This window comes from Pseudomonas sp. EA_65y_Pfl1_P113, assembly GCF_963970525.1.
Lineage (GTDB): Bacteria > Pseudomonadota > Gammaproteobacteria > Pseudomonadales > Pseudomonadaceae > Aquipseudomonas > Aquipseudomonas tritici.
In genome coordinates this window covers 1-19,247 of record NZ_CAXAQM010000029.1, presented here as the reverse complement: position 1 = coordinate 19,247, position 19,247 = coordinate 1, and the positions used below count along the sequence as shown (strand labels likewise).

Annotated in this window: 16 protein-coding genes; 9 read left to right on the top strand and 7 right to left on the bottom strand. The window is 60.3% G+C overall.

The genetic code is table 11. The annotated features are described in order from the left end of the window. Positions 1-4 precede the first annotated feature (4 nt). From AACY52_RS21925 to AACY52_RS21910, 4 genes are all read right to left on the bottom strand, one after another. Positions 5-1,675, bottom strand: coding sequence for a bifunctional protein-serine/threonine kinase/phosphatase (locus AACY52_RS21925; protein WP_339418804.1), 1,671 nt, complete (start codon positions 1,673-1,675; stop codon positions 5-7). Then, positions 1,675-2,886: a nitrate/nitrite transporter gene (locus AACY52_RS21920; RefSeq protein ID WP_339418802.1), complete on the bottom strand. Its 1,212-nt coding sequence runs from the start codon at positions 2,884-2,886 to the stop codon at positions 1,675-1,677. The genes AACY52_RS21925 and AACY52_RS21920 overlap by 1 nt, the downstream gene beginning before the upstream one ends. A gap of 210 nt (positions 2,887-3,096) precedes the next feature. After that, positions 3,097-3,672, bottom strand: a complete 576-nt coding sequence (locus AACY52_RS21915; protein WP_339418800.1) for an ANTAR domain-containing protein — start codon at positions 3,670-3,672, stop codon at positions 3,097-3,099. A 13-nt stretch (positions 3,673-3,685) separates the two neighbouring features. Beyond that, complete coding sequence (locus tag AACY52_RS21910) at positions 3,686-4,912, bottom strand: CmpA/NrtA family ABC transporter substrate-binding protein (RefSeq protein WP_339427941.1); 1,227 nt, start codon at positions 4,910-4,912, stop codon at positions 3,686-3,688. Positions 4,913-5,186: 274 nt separating this feature from the next. On the opposite strand from AACY52_RS21910, the gene sctC reads away from it, so the two are divergent. The 5 genes from sctC (at position 5,187) to AACY52_RS21885 (ending at position 8,987) form a co-directional block, all read left to right on the top strand. Further along, complete coding sequence (gene sctC / locus AACY52_RS21905; protein ID WP_339436498.1) at positions 5,187-6,626, top strand: type III secretion system outer membrane ring subunit SctC; 1,440 nt, start codon at positions 5,187-5,189, stop codon at positions 6,624-6,626. Between the two features lie 15 nt (positions 6,627-6,641). Then, positions 6,642-6,866, top strand: coding sequence for a FliM/FliN family flagellar motor switch protein (locus AACY52_RS21900; protein ID WP_339418798.1), 225 nt, complete (start codon positions 6,642-6,644; stop codon positions 6,864-6,866). A gap of 156 nt (positions 6,867-7,022) precedes the next feature. After that, positions 7,023-7,427, top strand: coding sequence for a winged helix-turn-helix domain-containing protein (locus AACY52_RS21895; protein WP_339418889.1), 405 nt, complete (start codon positions 7,023-7,025; stop codon positions 7,425-7,427). Further along, positions 7,420-7,878, top strand: coding sequence for a transglycosylase SLT domain-containing protein (locus tag AACY52_RS21890; RefSeq protein WP_339418796.1), 459 nt, complete (start codon positions 7,420-7,422; stop codon positions 7,876-7,878). The genes AACY52_RS21895 and AACY52_RS21890 overlap by 8 nt, the downstream gene beginning before the upstream one ends. Before the next feature lie 89 nt (positions 7,879-7,967). Next, positions 7,968-8,987 carry a quinone-dependent dihydroorotate dehydrogenase gene (locus tag AACY52_RS21885; protein ID WP_339418794.1) on the top strand — a complete coding sequence of 340 codons (1,020 nt, stop codon included), beginning with the start codon at positions 7,968-7,970 and terminating at the stop codon, positions 8,985-8,987. 144 nt (positions 8,988-9,131) lie between these two features. Here the strand turns inward: AACY52_RS21885 and rmf are convergent, their stop codons facing one another. Beyond that, on the bottom strand, positions 9,132-9,347 hold the full coding sequence (gene rmf / locus AACY52_RS21880; RefSeq protein ID WP_002553055.1) for a ribosome modulation factor: 216 nt from the start codon (positions 9,345-9,347) through the stop codon (positions 9,132-9,134). A gap of 543 nt (positions 9,348-9,890) precedes the next feature. On the opposite strand from rmf, the gene rlmKL reads away from it, so the two are divergent. Both rlmKL and AACY52_RS21870 read left to right on the top strand, forming a co-directional pair. After that, complete coding sequence (rlmKL, locus tag AACY52_RS21875) at positions 9,891-12,155, top strand: bifunctional 23S rRNA (guanine(2069)-N(7))-methyltransferase RlmK/23S rRNA (guanine(2445)-N(2))-methyltransferase RlmL (protein WP_339418792.1); 2,265 nt, start codon at positions 9,891-9,893, stop codon at positions 12,153-12,155. 139 nt (positions 12,156-12,294) lie between these two features. Next, positions 12,295-14,694, top strand: a complete 2,400-nt coding sequence (locus AACY52_RS21870) for a diguanylate cyclase (RefSeq protein WP_339418790.1) — start codon at positions 12,295-12,297, stop codon at positions 14,692-14,694. Between the two features lie 120 nt (positions 14,695-14,814). On the opposite strand, the gene dacB is transcribed toward AACY52_RS21870, so the two are convergent. Next, a complete protein-coding gene (gene dacB / locus AACY52_RS21865; protein ID WP_339418788.1) occupies positions 14,815-16,272 on the bottom strand; it encodes a D-alanyl-D-alanine carboxypeptidase/D-alanyl-D-alanine-endopeptidase in 1,458 nt (485 codons plus the stop codon). A 238-nt stretch (positions 16,273-16,510) separates the two neighbouring features. Between dacB and AACY52_RS21860 the strand changes: the two genes are divergently transcribed. Next, positions 16,511-16,855, top strand: coding sequence for a YggL family protein (locus AACY52_RS21860; RefSeq protein WP_339418787.1), 345 nt, complete (start codon positions 16,511-16,513; stop codon positions 16,853-16,855). A gap of 60 nt (positions 16,856-16,915) precedes the next feature. Here the strand turns inward: AACY52_RS21860 and AACY52_RS21855 are convergent, their stop codons facing one another. Then, positions 16,916-18,106: a benzoate/H(+) symporter BenE family transporter gene (locus AACY52_RS21855; RefSeq protein WP_339418786.1), complete on the bottom strand. Its 1,191-nt coding sequence runs from the start codon at positions 18,104-18,106 to the stop codon at positions 16,916-16,918. A 226-nt stretch (positions 18,107-18,332) separates the two neighbouring features. On the opposite strand from AACY52_RS21855, the gene AACY52_RS21850 reads away from it, so the two are divergent. After that, positions 18,333-19,097 (top strand): GntR family transcriptional regulator, encoded by a 765-nt coding sequence (locus tag AACY52_RS21850; protein WP_339418784.1) that lies wholly within the window; start codon positions 18,333-18,335, stop codon positions 19,095-19,097. The last annotated feature ends 150 nt before the right edge of the window (positions 19,098-19,247 follow it).

Below are 19,247 nucleotides of genomic sequence, written 5' to 3'. Positions count from 1 at the left end.
GACGTCAGCTGTGAAAGAGTGAGTACAACAGCACCAGGTTGATCAGCATTGAGATCAACCCCAGCGCGCGCCAGACCTTCAAGGGTTCACGCTCCAGCAACGGCCTGGGGCGGATGCTCAGTTCCTGCCGGTCAGCCTGGTCCAGCACCCGCAACCACTCTTCGGCGGTTTCATAGCGGTGTGACGGATTCGCAGCCACGGCCCGTTCCAGGCTGAGGGGCAACCAATCCGGCAGATCGGGGCGATAGCGGCTGGCGCTGACAGGGTGGGTGAACCTTGGCCGTTGGAAAGCTTCGATTTCACCGTAGGGGTAATGCCCAGTCAGCAAGTAATACAGGGTGACACCGACGCTGTATAAATCCTGTTGGGCTGTAGGACGGTCGCCATTAAATGCCTCCGGTGCGATGAAGCTTGGCGTGCCCGGCAGCACATGGGCATGGTCTTCCGACAGGCCTGGGCAGTACGCCAGGCCGAAATCCAGCACCCGCAGTTCGCCGTCGTCCCCCAGCAGGAGGTTTTCCGGCTTTATATCACGGTGCAGAATCTGACGCCGATGCAGCATGCCCACCGCACGCAGCAAGCGTTCGGCCATCGATTGCCATTGCGCCAGGGGCAATGGACCTTGGCGCTGGAACCGTTCAGCCAGGGTTTCGCCGGAATATTCACGCATCACGTAGTACAGATGCTGGCGCCCGCTGGCGACGTGGACTTCAGGAAACGCCCGCCCTGCAACCCGCCTTAAAAACCATTCCTCCGACAGCAACGCCTGGCCGGCGTCGCGATTATCGTCATGGCTCAACGGCAGTGTTTTCAGCAGCCAGGGTTGCTGCTGGGCGTCCCTTACCCGGTATAACAACGACTGGCGGCTTTGCGCCAGTACGGTTTCCACCTGCCAGCCTTCGAAGTGTTGCCCGTCTTTCAGCGGTGGTGGCAGGGGCCATTGCTGCAACTGTACCAAGGCATCGCCGAGCGTGGCTGCGCCGAGGCTGTCGATGCGCACCAGCAGGGCGCTGGCATTGTCCTGGCTACCGGCTAGGTGTGCGGCGCTCACCAGCGTATTGACTGCCAGATCCAGGTCCGTTTGCTCGCGCAAAATCGCGCGGATGCTCTGATCACCCAGGGTTGCCCACACGCCATCACTGAGCAGCAGGAAACACTCGCCTTCGCGCAGTTGGCCGTCGAGAAAGTCCAACACCAGGTGTTGATCCAGGCCGAGCGCGCGCTTGAGCACATGCTGCATGCCCGGTTGTTCCCACACGTGATCCTCGCTGATGCGCTGCAATTCGCCATCCAGCCAACGATAGGCCCGGCAATCGCCGACGTGCGCCAGGGTAAAGCGCTGGCCGCGAAACACCAGGGCGCTGAGGGTGGTCAACAAGGGCTGACCACCGCCATTCGCCTGCAGCCAGCGATTCTGTGCCAGCAGCAAACGTTCCAGGGCCTGGGCCACGCCCCAGGTTTGCGGCGTGGCGTAGTAATCCATCGCCAGCGCCTGCAGGGTCGAGCGCGCGGCCAAGCCACCGTCGGCGCACTGGCTTACGCCGTCGGCGATGGCACACAGGTAACCTTTGCTCGCCGCCAGTTCGGCCATAGGAGTCACCACCCGTAGCGCGTCCTGGTTTTCCGCCCGTGGGCCGATGGCACTGGCTTGGGCGACGCTCAGTTGCAGACTCATCAGACCCGCGCAGCCGTCACGGCAGCCGAGCCCCAGGTGGTCCTCCAGCGACGCTTCACGCCGTGCAGGCCAAACCAGGCCAACACGGCCAGGCTGGCGAACAGCCACAGGGCCAGTTGATAGCTGCCGGTACTTTGTTTGATCGCGCCCATGCCCGCCGCCAAAGCAAAACCGCCGATACCGCCGGCCATGCCGATCAGGCCGGTCATCACGCCGATCTCGCGACGGAAACGCTGTGGTACCAGTTGGAACACCGCGCCATTCCCGGCACCCAGGCCGAGCATAGTGCAGACGAAAAGTGCCAGTGCCGCGTAGGAACTCGGTAGGTTGAAACCCACCGCCGCGATACAAATCGCCGCCACGCTGTACATGCCCAATAGGGTACGAATCCCGCCGAAACGGTCCGCCAAGGCGCCACCTAGGGGGCGCATCAGGCTGCCGCCGAACACGCAGGCGGCGGTGTAGTAACCGGCGGTCACTGGGCTCAGGCCGTATTGGTCGTTGAAGTAGCCGGGCAGGGCGCTGGCCAGGCCGATAAACCCGCCGAAGGTCACGCTGTAGAAAAACATGAACCACCAGCTGTCACGGTCGCCCAGGGCCTTGAAGTAGTCAGCCATGGACTTGGCTTTCGGCCGTTCAGGGGCGTTGCGCGCCAGCCAGGCAAAGACGATCAGGGTCATCACCAGTGGAATCACGGCAAAGCCGAAGACGTTGTTCCAGCCAAAAGCGGCCGCCAACACAGGCGCCAGCAATGCGGCGAATACAGTGCCGGAGTTGCCCGCGCCAGCGATGCCCATGGCCTTGCCCTGGTGTTCTGCCGGGTACCATTGGGAGGCCAGTGGCAGCGCGACGGCAAACGATGCGCCGGCCATGCCCAGAAACACGCCCAGCAGCAAGGCTTGCTCATAGCTGTGGATTCCCAGCTTCCAGGCGCCGAACAGGGCGCAGATCACAATCACCTGGCCAATTAGCCCCGCGGTCTTCGGCGACAGCTTGTCAGCCAGCATCCCCATCAGAAAGCGCAAAATCGCACCGGCGAGGATGGGCGTTGCGACCATCAGGCCGCGTTGTTGAGTGGTCAAGTGCAAGTCGGCGGCAATTTGTATCGCCAGTGGGCCCAGCAGGTACCAGACCATGAAGCTCAGGTCGAAATACAGGAACGCGGCAAACAGGGTCGGGGTGTGCCCGGATTTCCAGAAGCTTGATTTCATCACGCACCTCAACGGTTGGGAGTCTTGTAAGAAGGCCTGGTGATGGAACAGCCGGTTAAGGCCGCCCCACCGGCCCCTTTAGCGGGGGCTAAAACAAAAAAACGCCGCCACCGGGTTCGCGAGGGCAAACCGGGTGAGCGACGTCTTTGTCGTGGAGGGGCAACCGCCGTTGGCTACCTGTGATGTTTACTTAGCAAGAGCTGCGCCAAATCAGCCGAGCAACTCACTCATGGCGATAATCTGCTCCGCCACCTGGATCAGTTTCTGCTGGCGGCTCATGGCCTGCCGGCGCATGAGGGTGTAGGCATCTTCCTCATTGCAGTCCTTCATTTTCATCAGCATGCCCTTGGCCAGCTCGATGCGCTTGCGTTCCGCCAGTTGCTGGTCCCGAGCGTGAAGCTGAGCGCGCAGGGCCTGGTCGCTCTCGAAGCGCGCCATGGCCACATCGAGGATCGGCTGCAGGCGCTCGGCCTGGATGCCTTCGACGATATAAGCGCTGACACCGGATTTGATTGCCTGGCGCATCACGCTCGGGTCGTGTTCGTCGGTGAACATCACTATCGGCCGGGGTTGGTCGCGGCTGACCAATACCACTTGCTCCATCACATCACGGCCCGGTGACTCGGTATCGATCAGGATCACGTCCGGGCGCACTGTTTCGACGCGTGCGGGCAGGTCGATGGTCAGGCCGGACTCGTCAATGACTTCAAAGCCGGCCTCGATCAGCGCCGTCCTCAGGCGGCCGACTTTGCGCGGGGTGTCGTTGATCAACAGGATTCGCAGCATGGAAGTCCTCCTGTCAGCGCAAGGCTTGGCGGTGGGTGGTGTTGGCCAGCGCATGCAGGCGGAAGCTGCGGGCATAGCCGGCGGGGTCGGAACCGTCCCAGATTTTGCCGTCGATCAGTTGGCTGCTGCGCATGTCCTGGTCTTTCACCTTGATACCCAGCGCGTCAGCCGCCTGGCGAAACAGCGGCAGCTGCTGCACTTGGCGCGCAACGCCGAGATAGTCCGGGTCTTCACGCAGAAGGCCCCAGCGCCGAAACTGGGTCATGAACCACATGCCGTCAGAGAGGTAGGGCAGGTTCACCTCGCCATCAGCAAAAAAGCGCAAGGCGTGGGGATCCTGCCATTGGTTGCCCAGGCCATCGTCATAGGCGCCGAGCAGGCGTGGTTCGATGCAGTCGAGCGGGGCGTCGAGGTACTCGCGGCCACTGAGCAATTGCGCGGTGGAACGGCGGTTTTCGGTGCTTTCTTCGATAAATCGACTGGCCTCCAGGATCGCCATTATCAGTACACGCGCGGTGTTGGGGTACTGGTCGACAAACGCCTGGGTACAGCCGAGCACCTTTTCTGGATGATCCGGCCAGATTGCCTGGGTTGTTGCCAGGGTAAACCCTTGGTTTTGCTTGACCGCGCTGGCGCACCAGGGTTCGCCGACGCAAAAACCATCGATGCGTCCGGCTTGCAGGTGCGCAACCATTTGCGGTGGCGGGACCACCACGCTGTCCACATCCTGCAAGGGATGAATGCCTTGGCTCGCCAGCCAGTAATACAACCACATAGCGTGGGTGCCTGTGGGAAACGTCTGGGCAAAGGTCAGTTTTGTTCGGCTTTGGTGCGCATGGCGCTCCAGTGCCTCAGGAGTGATCACCCCTTGTTGCTGCAACCCGTGGGACAGGTTGATGCTTTGCCCGTTCTGGTTAAGCCCCATCAGTACCGACATGTCGGTGGGCGCTACGCCGCCGATGCCCAGGTGCACGGCATAAATCAGCCCGTACAGGCTGTGGGCGGCGTCCAGTTCGCCGCTGACCAGTTTGTCGCGCAGGTTGGCCCAGGACGATTGGCGCTTTAGGTTCAGTGTCACGCCATAGGGTTGAGCGAAGCCCTGGGTGGCCGCCACTATCATTGATGCGCAGTCGCTCAAGGCCATGAAGCCCAGGTCGAGGCTGCTCTTTTCCGGGGCATCACTGCCGTTGACCCAAGCCAGCGGGTCGTTCACCGGGCTGTTGCCAACCGAATCGTTCATCAATACCTACCTTTTCTCTCAAAAAAAAGCGTCGTTCCCTCAGATGGCGATGTAAGCCAGTGCGGGTAACGACGCCTTTGTTCGTAAGCTCGCTCCGTCGTTGGCGCGTGCTCTGATGCAGAGTGTGTAGCAAGGCACATGCCACGGGGAGTGGGGCCCAGGCAGCCGTCAACTTTCCATCAAGATTGAAACCTGGCGGCCTTTCAGTATGGCCGCATTCTTAATGTCAGACCGCCCAGGAAACCCCACGGTGTACGCCGACTTCCTTGCAACGATGCCCCGCCCCTGGCTTTGCCGTCGGCTGTTTTTTGCTGCGCTGCTCGCCGTGCTGGTGTCCGAAAGTGCTGTTGCCTGGGCCGGACTTTACCAGGCACAGGATCAAAGCCTGTATACCGTGTTCACCGCACTGTCGGAGCCATTGGGCTTGCCCATTGTTGTCAGCCGTGAGGTGGCACGCAAACGCCTCAGTACAGCGCTGGATTTCGATGCACCGCAACAGGCCCTGGAGACACTTGCGTTGCAACAAGGATTGATCTGGTACAGCGACGGGCAAGCGCTGTATGTCTATGACGCGGGCGAGGCTAAAAGCTCTGCGGTGACCTTGCGGCATATTTCCGTCGACAGGCTGCGTAGCCTCATGCGCCGGTCGGGCCTCGATGAGTCGCGCTATCCTTTGCGTGAAAGTGCAGGGCGAACGTTCTATGTTTCCGGCCCACCGAATTATGTCGATCAGGTGCTGCGCCTGGCCCAGTTGATGGACCGGCAAAAAGCTGAGTTACGGGTGGGGGCGCAGGCCTTTGGCATTGTCCAGGTACTCAACACCGATGTGGCGGACCGTCAGTACGGCACAAGCGACAGACCGGTCACCGTTCCGGGGATGGCTTCGATGATCGAAACCCTGCTGGCCAGCGAGCACAAGGGGTTGCTGTCCGACAAGAGCCTTGGCGTGATCGCCTACCCGGATAGCAACAGCCTGCTTATCAAGGGTAAGCCAGCGCAGGTGAGTTTCATCCAGAAACTGGTAGCGGAACTCGACATACCTAAGCGCGCGATTGAGGTCTCGCTGTGGTGGGTGGATGTGGAGCGCGACGAACTGAAGAAGCTGGGCTTGGGCTGGGATACGCAAAGCAAGGCTTCGACATCGCGCGTTTTAGCGCCGTTGGATGATAGCCACCTGCTTGCGCAGATCAGCGCATTGGAGCGTCGTCGGCGCGCGAAGGTGACAACACTGCCGGCGATTCTCACCCAGGAGAACGTGCCGGCGGTTTTTCAGGACAACCACACGTTCTATCTGCCACCTGCCGAAAACGACAAAACCGACTGGAAACCGGTGCGTTACGGCACCCAAGTCAGTGTCTTGCCGCGTTTTGCCGAGGCCAACCAGATCGAGATGCGCCTTGAGGTCGAAGAGGGTCGCCAGATGACCGAGCCGAAACGGCGTGAAAAAAACGCGGCGGTGGGACGAGTGGGCGTCAACAGTGTGGTGCGTTTGCCCCAAGGCAGACGCCTATGGCTGGGCGCTTTTCAAAGGGAGTCAGAAGGACGGGGAGCTGGTCGCCCGGCTCTAGTGCGCCTGTTTGTGATCCAGGCCAGAGCGGTGGGCGGCGCGTTGAAGGGGCCGGACGAGGGCGTAGGGCCACCACCCTTGACAGCCGTGCAATATGAGCGTGTTCAACGTGCTTTTGTGCGGCCGGGGCGCGATGTCTCACCGTAACCAAGGTGGTAAGCCATGCATCTGGAAATTCTTCTACAGGAACAGCTGATCAGCCGCAGGCGCCTGGTAGCCTTCGCGCCGGGAAAGATATTGCCATTGACGCGGCAGATAACCCACTGCGTAGAAGTTCGGGTGAATGGGCAATTACTCGCCTTGGGTGAACTGGTGCAGTTGGAGGACCGGCTAGGGGTTGAGTTGCATGAGGTGTATCAGGCGTGGCTGCCTGGAGGTGGCGGATAGCGAAAGGTCTTACAGAGCAGTATCGAAAACCGCTGGATGATTGGGCTTTTTCCTAGCGTGAGTCGGGAGGCAGGTTTTTTATAGTCGTGACCTAGGTACATGAGTCAGTGATGCAAGTGAGGACTTCAATGTCAGTAGCCGGATGCCGAGGTAATGATGGCCGTCATGGATGATGCAGGGACGACGACTTCCCTGGTTTTTTCGCGCTGGACCCTGCATGACGACGGTCGCCTGACCGGCGAGGGTTCGGATGTTCAGTTACCGCCCAAGGAATGGCAGGTGTTGCGACTGCTGCTGGCATCCGGTGGCGCGTTGATGACCAAGGATCGCTTGCTGGAGCTGGCCTGGCCGCAGGGGGAGGTGGCTGAGGAGTCGTTGACGCGCTGCATTTACTCACTGCGCAAGTACCTTGGCGTCGACAAGGGGTTTATCAAGACGATCTACGGTCAAGGGTACCGCTTCACATGCCCGGTCACTGCAGAGGGCCATGCGCCGGGCTGCATGAGACATGTGTGCTCGGCCTGCGGCCAGGTCAGCCATGGTTCGATAAACCGTGGCTAGGTTCTGGAGCACAGGCTTGGTGTTGAGCATGGTGATGACCAGCCATCAAGCGGTGGCCTATTGTTGGCAGGAGGCCGCCAGGCACTACGATATCGAACCAGAGTTGCTGCAAGCGATCGCCGTCGTGGAGTCAGGTAATCGGGCGCAAGCGATGAATCTTGCCAACCGTAATGGCACTCGTGACATCGGCCTGATGCAGATCAACAGCATCCATCTGCCTCGCTTGCTCAAGCAGGGTATTACCGAGGAGCGTCTGATCAACGAGCCCTGTCTGTCGGTTGAGGTGGGCGCTTCGATTCTCGCCGAGTTCATCCAGCGCTTTGGCTACAACTGGACAGCGGTAGGTTCCTACAACGTTGGGACGGGCTCCGGGCCCGAGCGTGAGGCGTTGCGCATGCGGTATGCGCAGAAAATCTGGGCGTATTACGAGCAGTTGGTCGCGCATCGCTAATGACGATTGAGGTTCACGCCTCGCGCGCTCCCTGTCTCCCCAGCTATAATCGCCGTCACCTTTCGCCGCCATCCGAGTCTAGCCCGCCCATGTATACCCTGGCCCGCCAGCTGTTGTTCAAACTCTCCCCGGAAACCTCCCACGATCTGTCCCTGGACCTGATCGGTGCCGGTGGCCGCCTGGGGCTCAATGGCCTGGTATGCAAGGCGCCGGCAAAAATGCCGGTATCGGTGATGGGGCTCGATTTCCCCAATCCGGTCGGGCTGGCGGCTGGCCTGGATAAAAACGGTGCGGCCATTGATGGTTTTGCTCAGCTGGGTTTCGGTTTTGTCGAAATCGGCACGGTGACCCCAAGGCCACAACCGGGTAACCCCAAGCCGCGTATCTTCCGCCTGCCGGAAGCCGAGGCGATCATCAACCGCATGGGCTTCAACAACCTGGGGGTTGATCATCTGTTGTCGCGGGTTCAAGCGGCGAAGTACAACGGCATCCTAGGCATCAATATCGGCAAGAACTTCGATACCCCGGTTGAACGTGCCGTGGATGACTACCTGATCTGCCTGGACAAGGTCTACGCCCACGCCAGCTACGTCACGGTCAACGTCAGCTCGCCCAACACCCCGGGCCTGCGTAGCCTGCAGTTCGGCGACTCCCTCAAGCAACTGCTCGAAGCCTTGCGCCAGCGCCAGGAAGACCTGGCTGGGCGCCATGGCAAGCGCGTGCCGTTAGCGATCAAGATTGCCCCGGACATGAGCGACGAAGAAACCGTGCTGGTCGCCCAGGCCCTGGTGGACTCAGGGATGGACGCGGTGATCGCGACCAACACCACCCTCAGCCGCGTAGGCGTCGAAGGCCTGGCCCATGGCGATGAAGCGGGTGGCCTGTCGGGTGGCCCGGTGCGCGAGCAGAGCACGCATATCGTCAAGGTGTTGGCTGCCGAGTTGGCGGGGCGTTTGCCGATTATCGCGGCAGGTGGCATCACCGAAGGCAAGCACGCAGCCGAGAAGATCGCCGCGGGTGCCAGCCTGGTGCAGCTCTACTCCGGCTTCATCTATAAAGGCCCGGCGCTGATCCGCCAGTCGGTGGATGCAATCGCCGCACTGCGCTGATGCGCCCACAAGGTTTATTCACCAGCCATTAAAAAGGGCTCCATCAAGGAGCCCCCTGGGCCGAAGCCCGCCGCCCGGATAGGACGTGCGTGGTTAAATCGTTACACATTCAAAGGTGATGATGTCGGAAATAATTGCCCTTGATTAGCCGACGGCGTGAAGTTCGTTGAGTCTGTGGATTCCCGCAGTGCCAGTCATACCGTCCCAGTTGTCGCCGCGTCCTTCTCGCCAGCCGTTGATCCAGGCTTGGCGTACCGACGGTAGAGTAAATGGGCAAAGCTCACGGGATTTGCCATGAACGCCATATTGATATCCGCGTAAAAATGCTCTTTCCAACGGATCACGCTTAAGTCTTCTCATAGGGTGTTTCCCTCACTTGTTGACTGTCTTGATATCCTTTGGCCTCGTCTGGGGCCAGGCAGAGTTTTTCTGCCGTCGGTCGGCTCGCTGCCGGCGTGGCGAGCCTATTTGTCGGCGTCGTTACGGCACCAACCTGTGGTGAGTTCTAACCAATAGGTCACATGGATTCAATGATCGTTTTGTCATAAGCACGTAACGATAACGATGCTATAGCCATAAGCTGGGCTGGCTTTTTGCCCCATTTATCCGGCAAACCCAGCTATGATGTGCCCTGCAAAGAGGATGGGTTTAATCCTTTAGTGAGAATGCCCGTCCGTTGCGGTCGGTTATTATTCGACGAAAGGGCGGAATATTTCTTTCTATTACGCGTTTTGTTGTTAAACAGTTCTCTCTGCCTCGTCAATCAGGGCCCAAGGGCCAGACAGACGGGGTGGGACGGCACATTCGTGCCACGCGGGCACTCTTCAAGAAAAGTGCTTGATTGAAAACCGAGCTGGCGATGCGTCGCCCGTTCATTTATTGCTGAAAAGCCTGGAATGCCCCATGTCGGACCGTTTTGAACTCTTCCTCACCTGCCCCAAAGGCCTCGAAGGCCTGCTGATCGAGGAAGCCGTCGGGCTTGGCCTTGAGGAAGCCCGCGAGCACACCTCGGCCGTGCGCGGCATGGCCGACATGGAAACCGCCTACCGTCTGTGTCTCTGGTCACGCTTGGCCAACCGCGTACTGCTGGTGCTTAAGCGCTTCCCGATGAAGGACGCCGAAGACCTCTACCACGGTGTGCTGGATATCGAGTGGGCCGAGCACATGGTCTCCGATGGCTCCCTGGCGGTCGAATTCAGTGGCCACGGCTCGGGCATCGATAACACCCACTTCGGCGCGCTGAAGGTCAAGGATGCGATTGTCGACAAGCTGCGCACCCCGACCGGCGAACGCCCGTCTATCGACAAGATCAACCCGGACTTGCGCATCCACCTGCGCCTGGACCGCGGCGAAGCGATCCTGTCCCTCGACCTTTCCGGCCACAGCCTGCACCAGCGTGGCTACCGTCTGCAGCAGGGCGCGGCACCCCTGAAAGAAAACCTGGCGGCCGCGATCCTGATTCGTGCCGGCTGGCCGCGCATTGCTGCTGAAGGCGGCGCGCTGAGCGACCCAATGTGCGGCGTGGGTACCTTCCTGGTGGAGGGCGCGATGATCGCTGCCGATATGGCGCCCAACCTGAACCGCGAGCTGTGGGGTTTCACCACCTGGCTGGGTCACGTCCCGGCGCTGTGGAAAAAACTGCACACCGAGGCCACCGAACGTGCGGCCATCGGCATGAACAAGCCACCGCTGTGGATTCGTGGCTACGAAGCCGATCCGCGCCTGATCCAGCCCGCGCGCAACAACATCGAGCGTGCCGGCCTCAGCCACTGGATCAAGGTGTACCAGGGCGAAGTCGGCACTTTTGAGCCACGCCCGGACCAGAACCAGAAAGGCCTGGTCATCTGCAACCCGCCGTACGGCGAGCGTTTGGGTGACGAAGCCAGCTTGTTGTACCTCTACCAGAACCTTGGCGAGCGTCTGCGCCAAGCGTGCATGGGCTGGGAAGCGGCGGTATTCACTGGCGCGCCGGACCTGGGCAAGCGCATGGGTATCCGTAGCCACAAGCAGTACTCGTTCTGGAACGGCGCCCTGCCGTGCAAATTGTTGCTTATCAAGGTCAACCCGGACCAGTTCGTCACCGGTGAGCGTCGCACCCCAGAACAGCGTCAGGCCGAACGTGAGCAAGCCGCTTACGATCAAGCCCCGGCTGAGCCGCAAGAGCGTCAGTACAACAAGAACGGCAACCCGATCAAACCCGCTCCGGCGCCAGTGGTTGAGCAGCCGCGCCTGAGCGAAGGCGGGCAGATGTTCGCCAACCGCCTGCAGAAGAACCTCAAGCTGCTGGGCAAGTGGGCCAAGCGCGAAGGCGTGGACTGCTACCGGGTGTACGACGCCGACATGCCGGAATACTCCATGGCCATCGACCTGTATCACGATTGGGTCCACGTGCAGGAATATGTCGCGCCGAAGTCCATCGACCCGGAAAAAGCCTCCGCACGCATGTTCGATGCCCTGGCCGCGATTCCCCAGGCCCTGAATATCGACAAGAGCCGCGTGGTGGTCAAGCGCCGCGAGCGTCAGAGCGGCACCAAGCAGTACGAGCGTCAGAGCGCCCAAGGCAAGTTCACCGAAGTCAGCGAAGGCGGCGTGAAGTTGCTGGTCAACCTCACCGATTACCTGGACACCGGCCTGTTTCTCGACCACCGTCCGATGCGCATGCGCATCCAGAAAGAGGCCGCCGGCAAGCGCTTCCTCAATTTGTATTGCTACACCGCTACCGCCAGTGTGCACGCGGCCAAGGGCGGCGCGCGCAGCACCACCAGTGTCGACCTGTCCAAGACCTATCTGGACTGGGCGCGTCGCAACTTCTCGCTCAACGGTTTCTCCGACAAGAACCGCCTGGAGCAGGGTGATGTGATGGCGTGGCTGGAAGCCAGCCGCGATGAGTTCGACATGATCTTCATCGACCCGCCGACCTTCTCCAACTCCAAACGCATGGAAGGTATCTTCGACGTACAGCGTGACCACGTGCAGTTGCTCGACCTAGCCATGGCACGCCTGGCACCGGGCGGCGTGCTGTACTTCTCGAACAACTTCCGCAAGTTCGCGTTGGAGGACAACCTCAGCGAACGCTACGCGGTCGAGGAGATCAGCGACAAAACCATCGACCCGGATTTCGCACGTAATGCGAAGATCCACCGGGCGTGGAAAATCACTGCTCGCTGATCGCCGCTACTAAAAAGCCGCAAGCCTGGATTATTCCGGGCTTGCGGCTTTTTTACGCTGGTCAAACTCAAGGTCGATGGCTATAACTTAAGGTCCCGCCAAAGTGACACCCCGCACACTGGCGCTGTGAGTGTTGCTTATGCCGTTGCAAGCTGTTCGCCCGAAAATCCTAGGCCTTATCAGTGAGCAGGCGTCGGCTTGGCGGGTGGCATTGGTGGTGTTACTGGCGGGATTTGCCTTGACGGCGATTGTCGCCTGGGCCGCCTCCGACCTCTATCAGCAGCAACTGCGCCAGCGCTTTCAATTGCTGGTCAATGAACGCTATACCCACCTGCAGGAGCGCTTCGAAGACCAGGAGCAGCGCCTGGACAGCCTGCGGCGTTTCTTTGTCAATTCCGATGATGTGTCCCGCGAAGAATTCGACGGTTTTGCCCAGCCCTTGTTGTTGCGCACCCTCGCATACTCCTGGGCGCCCCGGGTGTATCGCGAGCAGCGCAGCCAGTTTGAGCAAGACGTGTCCGGCCGGGGAGGCGCGCCCTTTGTTATCCGTGAGTTGAATTCGGCGGGTGAGCTGGCCCCTGCGACCGAGCGCGATGAATACGTGCCGGTGGTGTATAGCCAGAGCCAAAGCCTACGGGGCGCACCACTCGGCTTTGATCTGCTGGCCCAGCCCCTGCGGCGTTCGGCCCTTGAGCGTGCGCAAAAGACCGGCAAGCTGGCGGTGTCCCAGCCCATGCAATTGGTGGGCGTAGAACCGGCCTATGCCACCGGCGTGTTACTGGTCGCGCCGGTGAGCCACTTGTCCATCTCCGGACAATCCCAGAACGAGCCCTACGGCTATGTGATGGCGGTGATCAGCATTCGCCAGTTGGTGGCCGACGGTTTGCCCAAGCCTGACCGGGATAACCTGATGATGCAAGTAGTCGACATCTCCGGCTTGCACAAGCGCGTGCTTTTCGAGTCCGGCACGTTCGGGGCCATCAGCGACCCTGTCGGCACGCGCCGCCTGACGCTGGGCGACCACATCTACGCCCTGAACCTGCGTCCGAGTCAGGTGTTCGAACAGGCCAACCACTCTTCGTTGTTCGCGATCCTGACCATGGGGAGCCTGCTCAGCCTGTTGCTCAGCGCCTTGCTCTATATACTGGTGAGCCAACGCCAGCGCGCGTTGAAACTGGTGGAGCAACGTACCGTGCAGCTGCGTATGCGTGAGCAGGAGTTGCGCTCGGCCCATGGCCAGTTGCGCAGCGTGCTCAATGCGGCCACGCAGGTCGCAATCATTGCCACCGACCTGCGCGGCGTCATCAACACCTTCAACGCCGGTGCGGAGCAGATGCTGGGGTTCGTGGCCGAGCAAGTGGTGGGCACACACACCCTGGAAAGCCTGCATCTGGCGGTGGAACTGGAGGCGCGCTCCGCCAGTTTGAGTGTGGCCTTGGGCAAGCGTATTCCCGCGAGCCAGGCGATGTTGGTGGAAGGCCCGGACAGCCTGCACGAAGCCCGCGAATGGACCTTGGTCCGCGAAGACGGCAGCCAGCTGACCGTGAACATGCTGGCCACTGTGCTGCTGGACGACCATGGTTTGTGGATCGGCCACCTGGCGATTTACCTGGACGTTACCGAACAAAAGCGTGCCTACGAGGCATTGGCGGCGCGGGACCGCCTGCTCAAGAAACTCAGCGCCCATGTCCCCGGCGGAATCTTCCAGTTCACCCTGGAGCCCCAGAACAACTGGACATTCATCTACGCCAGTGATGGCATGCACGACCTCTATGAAATCGAGCCCGGCGTATTGCAGCAAGACGCCAAGAAGGTTTTTGAGCGTATCCATCCGCTGGATGTGGAACGGGTGCGTGCATCAATCCGCTTGTCCGCGTTGCAGTTGAGCCATTGGCGCGAAGAGTACCGGGTGCAGTTGCCGCAACGCGGCCTGCGTTGGATTCGTGGGGAGGCCACCCCTGAAGAGTTACCGGGAGGCGGCACGTTGTGGCATGGCTATGTGTCGGATATTTCCGACTTGAAGCGGGTGGAAGAGGAACTGCGCGCGCTTTCTATCACCGACTCCCTGACCGGGATTCACAACCGCCGCTATTTTCAAGATCGCCTGAGGGCCGAGATGGTGAGGCTTAACCGCACCTCGGGGGCACTGTCGGTGATCATGCTGGATATCGATCACTTCAAGCGCATCAACGACAGGCATGGGCATGCCGTTGGCGATGGGGTATTGCAGGCGTTGTGCAAACGCATCAGCCAGCGCCTGCGCCGCACTGATGTGTTCTGCCGCCTGGGAGGCGAGGAATTCATGGTGCTGTGCCCCCATACCGATGGCGAGCAGGCCTACCGCCTGGCCATAGAGTTGTGGGAGTCACTGCGCAGTGCACCGATGGAGCCGGTCGGCACTGTCACCGCCAGCTTTGGCGTGGCCAGTTGGCGGGTGGATGAAGGTGTCGATGGCTTGCTGCTGCGCGCCGACTCAGCGGTGTACGTGGCCAAGCAGGCGGGCAGGGACCGGGTCGAGGCGGAGCGCTTGCGTACCTGAAGGCCGCCGCAGGGCCCAATGTGGGCTTGCTCTCGAATGCTGAGTGTCAGCGCCGAATTTTTAGACTGACCCAACGCATTCGCGAGCGAGCCCGCTCCCACAGGGGTATTACAGTACCTTTTAGAGTATCGGTGCAGCCGCCAATTTAGGCTGGCGATACAGGTCCAGCAGCACCTGGTCCAGCACCGACGACGCGCCCCATGGCTTCGGATCGTTGAGAATCGCCACCACTGCCCAGGTATTGCCGTTGTTGTCGCGGCTGAACCCGGCGATGGCGCGCACGGTGTTCAAGGTGCCGGTCTTGATGTGGGCTTCGCCGCGCATGGCAGTGGTCTTCAGACGTTTGCGCATGGTGCCGTCGGTGCCCGCAATCGGCATCGAGCTGATGTACTCCGCCGCGTAAGGGCTTTTCCACGCCGCTTGCAGCATCGCCGCCATCTCGCGGGCGCTGACGCGTTCAGCACGGGACAGACCGGAGCCGTTCTCCATCACCAAGTGCGGCGCGGTGATGCCTTTCTTCGCCAGCCACTGGCGCACGACGCGTTGCGCCGCCTTGGCATCGTCGCCATCGGCATCGTTGCGAAACTGTGCACCCAGGCTCAGGAACAACTGCTGGGCCATGGTGTTGTTACTGTATTTGTTGATGTCGCGGATGATTTCCGCCAGGTCCGGCGAGAACGCCCGGGCCAGCACTTTGGCATCCTTGGGCACAGGCGCCTGGACATTCCGGCCCTGGATAGTGCCGCCCAATTCCTTCCAGATCGCCCGCACGGCGCCGGCGGCGTAGGTGGCGTGGTCCAGCAGCGACAGATAGGTCTGCGAACTGCAGCCATCGGCCAATTGGCCGCTGACCGTTACTGTCACGCTGCCATCGGCGGCGGTGACTGGGTTGTAGCGCACATCGCCGGTGCATTGCTTGGCGTTGGAGGCCTTGACCTGGTTGTCGATGCGGATACTGGCAATCGGTGGCTCGACCGACACCAGCACCCGGCCGGAATCATTGCGAGTCACAAAACGTAGCGCCTTCAGGTTGACCAGCAGCGCGTCTGGCTTGACCAGGAACGGTTTGTTCTCGTCGTTGCCATCGTCATTGAACTCGGGCAATTGTGGTTGGATAAAGAAGCCACGGTCCAGCACCAGGTCACCGGTGACTTGCTGCACGCCGTTGGCGCGCAGGTCGCGCATCAGCAGCCAGAGTTTTTCCATGTTCAGCTTGGGGTCGCCGCCGCCCTTGAGGTACAGGTTGCCGTGCAACACACCACCGCTGAGGGTGCCGTCGGTGTAGAACTCGGTTTTCCACTGGTGGTTGGGACCGAGCATTTCCAAGGCCGCGTAAGTGGTGACCAGTTTCATGGTGGACGCTGGGTTCACCGAGACGTCGGCATTGAACACGGTAGGCGTACCCGGGCCGTTCAGAGGGATCATTACCAGGGACAACGCATTGTTCTGCAGTTTGGCTTTTGAAAGGGCCTGCTGAACATTCGGTGGCAGGGTGTTGTTGACGGGGGCAGCGGTGGCGGAAAAGGCCAGTGGCAGAATAAGACCGGCGAAAAACACTGAACGCAAAGATTTGATCATAAGAAGTAAAACCCTACTGCTGAGGAGGGTGAAAAAGGCGAGGGGTAAACAAGAAAAATCCCTCAATGGTCATGAAAGTGTCGGCATTATGCCCCAACGTAGGCTCACTTGTAGCTGAACGATAGCGGGTATTCAGCGTTTTTTTTGTCGGCATTGTGCCGCCTGTCCCAGAGAGTCGGGCAATCGTCGCCTTAAACTGCTAAAGTGCCGCCCGTTATTACTTATGAGGATTGTTCCAATGGCGACTAACCGTTCCCAGCGTCTGCGCAAAAAACTGTGCGTTGATGAATTTCAAGAGCTGGGTTTCGAACTGAACCTGGACTTCAAAGAAGACCTGAGTGAAGAAGCTACCGACGCTTTCCTCGAAGCATTCATCAAAGAAGCCATGGAAGCCAATGGTCTGGGCTATGTCGGCGGCGATGACTTCGGTCTGGTTTGCCTGCAGAAGCGTGGCTCGGTCAACGAAGAACAGCGCGTAGCTGTTGAAAGCTGGCTCAAAGGCCGCAGCGAACTGAAAAGCGCTGAAGTCAGCCCACTGCTGGACGTGTGGTATCCGGAAAAGCCGATCAATTCCAAGAATTGAAGCGGTAAGTTCCAAGCTTCAAGCCGCAAGCTCATGTGGCTTGAAGCTTGAAGCTTGAAGCTAATCCCTTCTCCAATTCAGAATCAGCAGCGTCAACACCCCCGCCACAATTCCCCAGAACGCCGAACCGATGGAAAACAGCGTCAAGCCAGACGCGGTGACCATAAAAGTGATCAGCGCCGCTTCCCGTTCCTTCGGCTCATTCATGGCGATACTCAAGCCATTGATGATCGAGCCAAACAACGCCAGGGCTGCAATCGACAGCACCAGTTCCTTGGGCAAGGCCGCGAACAAGGCCGCGAGGGTCGCGCCGAACACCCCGGCGATCCCGTAGAACACCCCACACCACACCGCTGCCGTGTAGCGCTTGTTACGATCCTCATGGGCATGCGGCCCGGTGCAGATGGCCGCGCTGATCGCTGCCAGATTGATGCCGTGGGAGCCGAACGGCGCCAGCACCAGGGAGGCCAGGCCGGTGGCGGTGATCAGGGGCGAGGCAGGCACGTTGTAACCGTCGGCCCTGAGTACCGCGACGCCGGGCATGTTCTGCGAGGTCATCGCGACCACGAACAGTGGAATGCCGATGCTGATGGTCGCCGCCAGCGAGAAGTGCGGCGTGGTCCACACCGGCGTCGCCACTTCCAGGTGAAAAGCGCTGAAGTCCAACAGCCCCATCAACCCGGACAATATGGTGCCGATCACCAACGCGGCCAGCACCGCGTAACGCGGCGACAGGCGTTTGATGATCAAGTAAGTGAAGAACATTCCCAGCACCAGCCCGGTACGATGCTGCGCGGCAACGAAGATCTCGCTGCCGATCTTGAACAGAATCCCCGCCAGCAGGGCGGCCGCGAGTGACGCCGGAATACGCCTGACCAGTTTTTCAAAGCTGCCGGTCAGCCCGCAAATCGTCACCAGCACGGCGCAGGTGATGTAGGCGCCGATGGCCTCGCCATAACTGACACCGCCAAGGCTGGTGATCAGCAGCGCCGCGCCCGGCGTCGACCAGGCAATGGTGATGGGCGTGCGATAACGCAAGGATAGGCCGATGCTGCACACCGCCATACCGATGGAAATCGCCCAGATCCATGAAGAAATCTGCGCCGTGGTCAAGCCGGCGGCCTGCCCGGCCTGGAACATCAGCACCAGGGAACTGGTGTAGCCGGTCATCATTGCGATGAAGCCGGCGACGACGGCCGACGCAGACGTGTCGGCCAGCGGGCGCAAAGGCGCTTGGGTGGCGTCGTTCATGAAGAGGTGTTCCTTTTACCTGTTTTTTTACCGTTGGCGGTACGGACTCAAGCCTAAACTCAAACGTAACGACTCATTGCAATACAGCCGACGCCGCAAACAGCCGTACAGTGTGTTGGCGCATCCGGTTGTGTACAATGTGCCCTGTTTTTAGGTGATACTTGCCAGCGACCCGCTGTTGACGTATTACCGTTAATTCGCCGCCGTTCTCCAAACCCGAGTGCCCATGAACGAACAGTTGCAACCTCTCAAGAAAACACCGCGAGCCGGCAAGGTCGGTCGCAGCGGAACCCAGGACGATATCGTCTACGCGCATATCTTCGAGGCGATCCTCGAACAACGCCTGGCACCCGGTACTAAATTGAGTGAAGAGGCACTGGGCGAAATCTTCGGCGTCAGCCGCACCATCATTCGCCGCGCCCTGTCGCGGCTGGCCCATGAAGGCGTGGTGCTGCTGCGGCCCAATCGCGGTGCTGTGGTGGCCAGCCCGAGCGTCGAGGAAGCGCGCCAGGTGTTCCTCGCGCGACGTCTGGTAGAGCGGGCGATCACTGAATTGGCGGTGCAACATGCCACCGCCGAACAACTGGCCGAGCTGCGCCAGATGGTCAACGACGAGCGCGACAGCTTCTCTCGTGGCGACCGCGGTGCGGGTATCCGCCTCTCCGGCGAGTTCCACCTCAAGCTGGCCGAAGCGGCGAAGAACGCGCCGCTGATCAGCTTCCAGCGCAGCCTGGTGTCGCAGACCTCATTGATCATCGCCCAGTACGAAAGCGGCAACCGCTCGCACTGTTCCTACGATGAACACACTCAGTTGATCGATGCGATCGAAGCGCGGGATGCGGCGTTGGCGGTGAATTTGATGATGCACCACATGGACCATATCGACAGCAAGCTCAACCTCGATGAGGAAAGCGCGTCGGATGATTTGCATGCGGTGTTTTCGCATTTGTTGCAGACCAAGAAGCCAGGGCGCTCTTCGATCAAACTGTAATTTCCCAGGCTCACCTGGGATTCTAAATGTGGGAGGCCCCACTACATCTTCGACGTAGCGCTGTCGCGCATCAAACTGGTTCATCGTAAGGTTATAGAACGCGTGCGGGGCAAAGGCCGTAGCCAGCACTGGTGTGTCAGCACCCGAGTG

What these genes read in the sequence shown, in the direction of transcription:
- dacB (WP_339418788.1), bottom strand. Translation starts at nt 16,272, where the DNA reads ATGATCAAATCTTTGCGTTCAGTGTTTTTCGCCGGTCTTATTCTGCCA.
- rlmKL (WP_339418792.1), top strand. Translation starts at nt 9,891, where the DNA reads ATGTCGGACCGTTTTGAACTCTTCCTCACCTGCCCCAAAGGCCTCGAA.
- sctC (WP_339436498.1), top strand. Translation starts at nt 5,187, where the DNA reads ATGCCCCGCCCCTGGCTTTGCCGTCGGCTGTTTTTTGCTGCGCTGCTC.
- AACY52_RS21885 (WP_339418794.1), top strand. Translation starts at nt 7,968, where the DNA reads ATGTATACCCTGGCCCGCCAGCTGTTGTTCAAACTCTCCCCGGAAACC.
- AACY52_RS21920 (WP_339418802.1), bottom strand. Translation starts at nt 2,886, where the DNA reads ATGAAATCAAGCTTCTGGAAATCCGGGCACACCCCGACCCTGTTTGCC.
- AACY52_RS21900 (WP_339418798.1), top strand. Translation starts at nt 6,642, where the DNA reads ATGCATCTGGAAATTCTTCTACAGGAACAGCTGATCAGCCGCAGGCGC.
- AACY52_RS21855 (WP_339418786.1), bottom strand. Translation starts at nt 18,106, where the DNA reads ATGAACGACGCCACCCAAGCGCCTTTGCGCCCGCTGGCCGACACGTCT.
- AACY52_RS21860 (WP_339418787.1), top strand. Translation starts at nt 16,511, where the DNA reads ATGGCGACTAACCGTTCCCAGCGTCTGCGCAAAAAACTGTGCGTTGAT.
- AACY52_RS21895 (WP_339418889.1), top strand. Translation starts at nt 7,023, where the DNA reads ATGGCCGTCATGGATGATGCAGGGACGACGACTTCCCTGGTTTTTTCG.
- AACY52_RS21910 (WP_339427941.1), bottom strand. Translation starts at nt 4,912, where the DNA reads ATGAACGATTCGGTTGGCAACAGCCCGGTGAACGACCCGCTGGCTTGG.
- AACY52_RS21925 (WP_339418804.1), bottom strand. Translation starts at nt 1,675, where the DNA reads ATGAGTCTGCAACTGAGCGTCGCCCAAGCCAGTGCCATCGGCCCACGG.
- AACY52_RS21850 (WP_339418784.1), top strand. Translation starts at nt 18,333, where the DNA reads ATGAACGAACAGTTGCAACCTCTCAAGAAAACACCGCGAGCCGGCAAG.
- AACY52_RS21915 (WP_339418800.1), bottom strand. Translation starts at nt 3,672, where the DNA reads ATGCTGCGAATCCTGTTGATCAACGACACCCCGCGCAAAGTCGGCCGC.
- AACY52_RS21870 (WP_339418790.1), top strand. Translation starts at nt 12,295, where the DNA reads ATGCCGTTGCAAGCTGTTCGCCCGAAAATCCTAGGCCTTATCAGTGAG.
- rmf (WP_002553055.1), bottom strand. Translation starts at nt 9,347, where the DNA reads ATGAGAAGACTTAAGCGTGATCCGTTGGAAAGAGCATTTTTACGCGGA.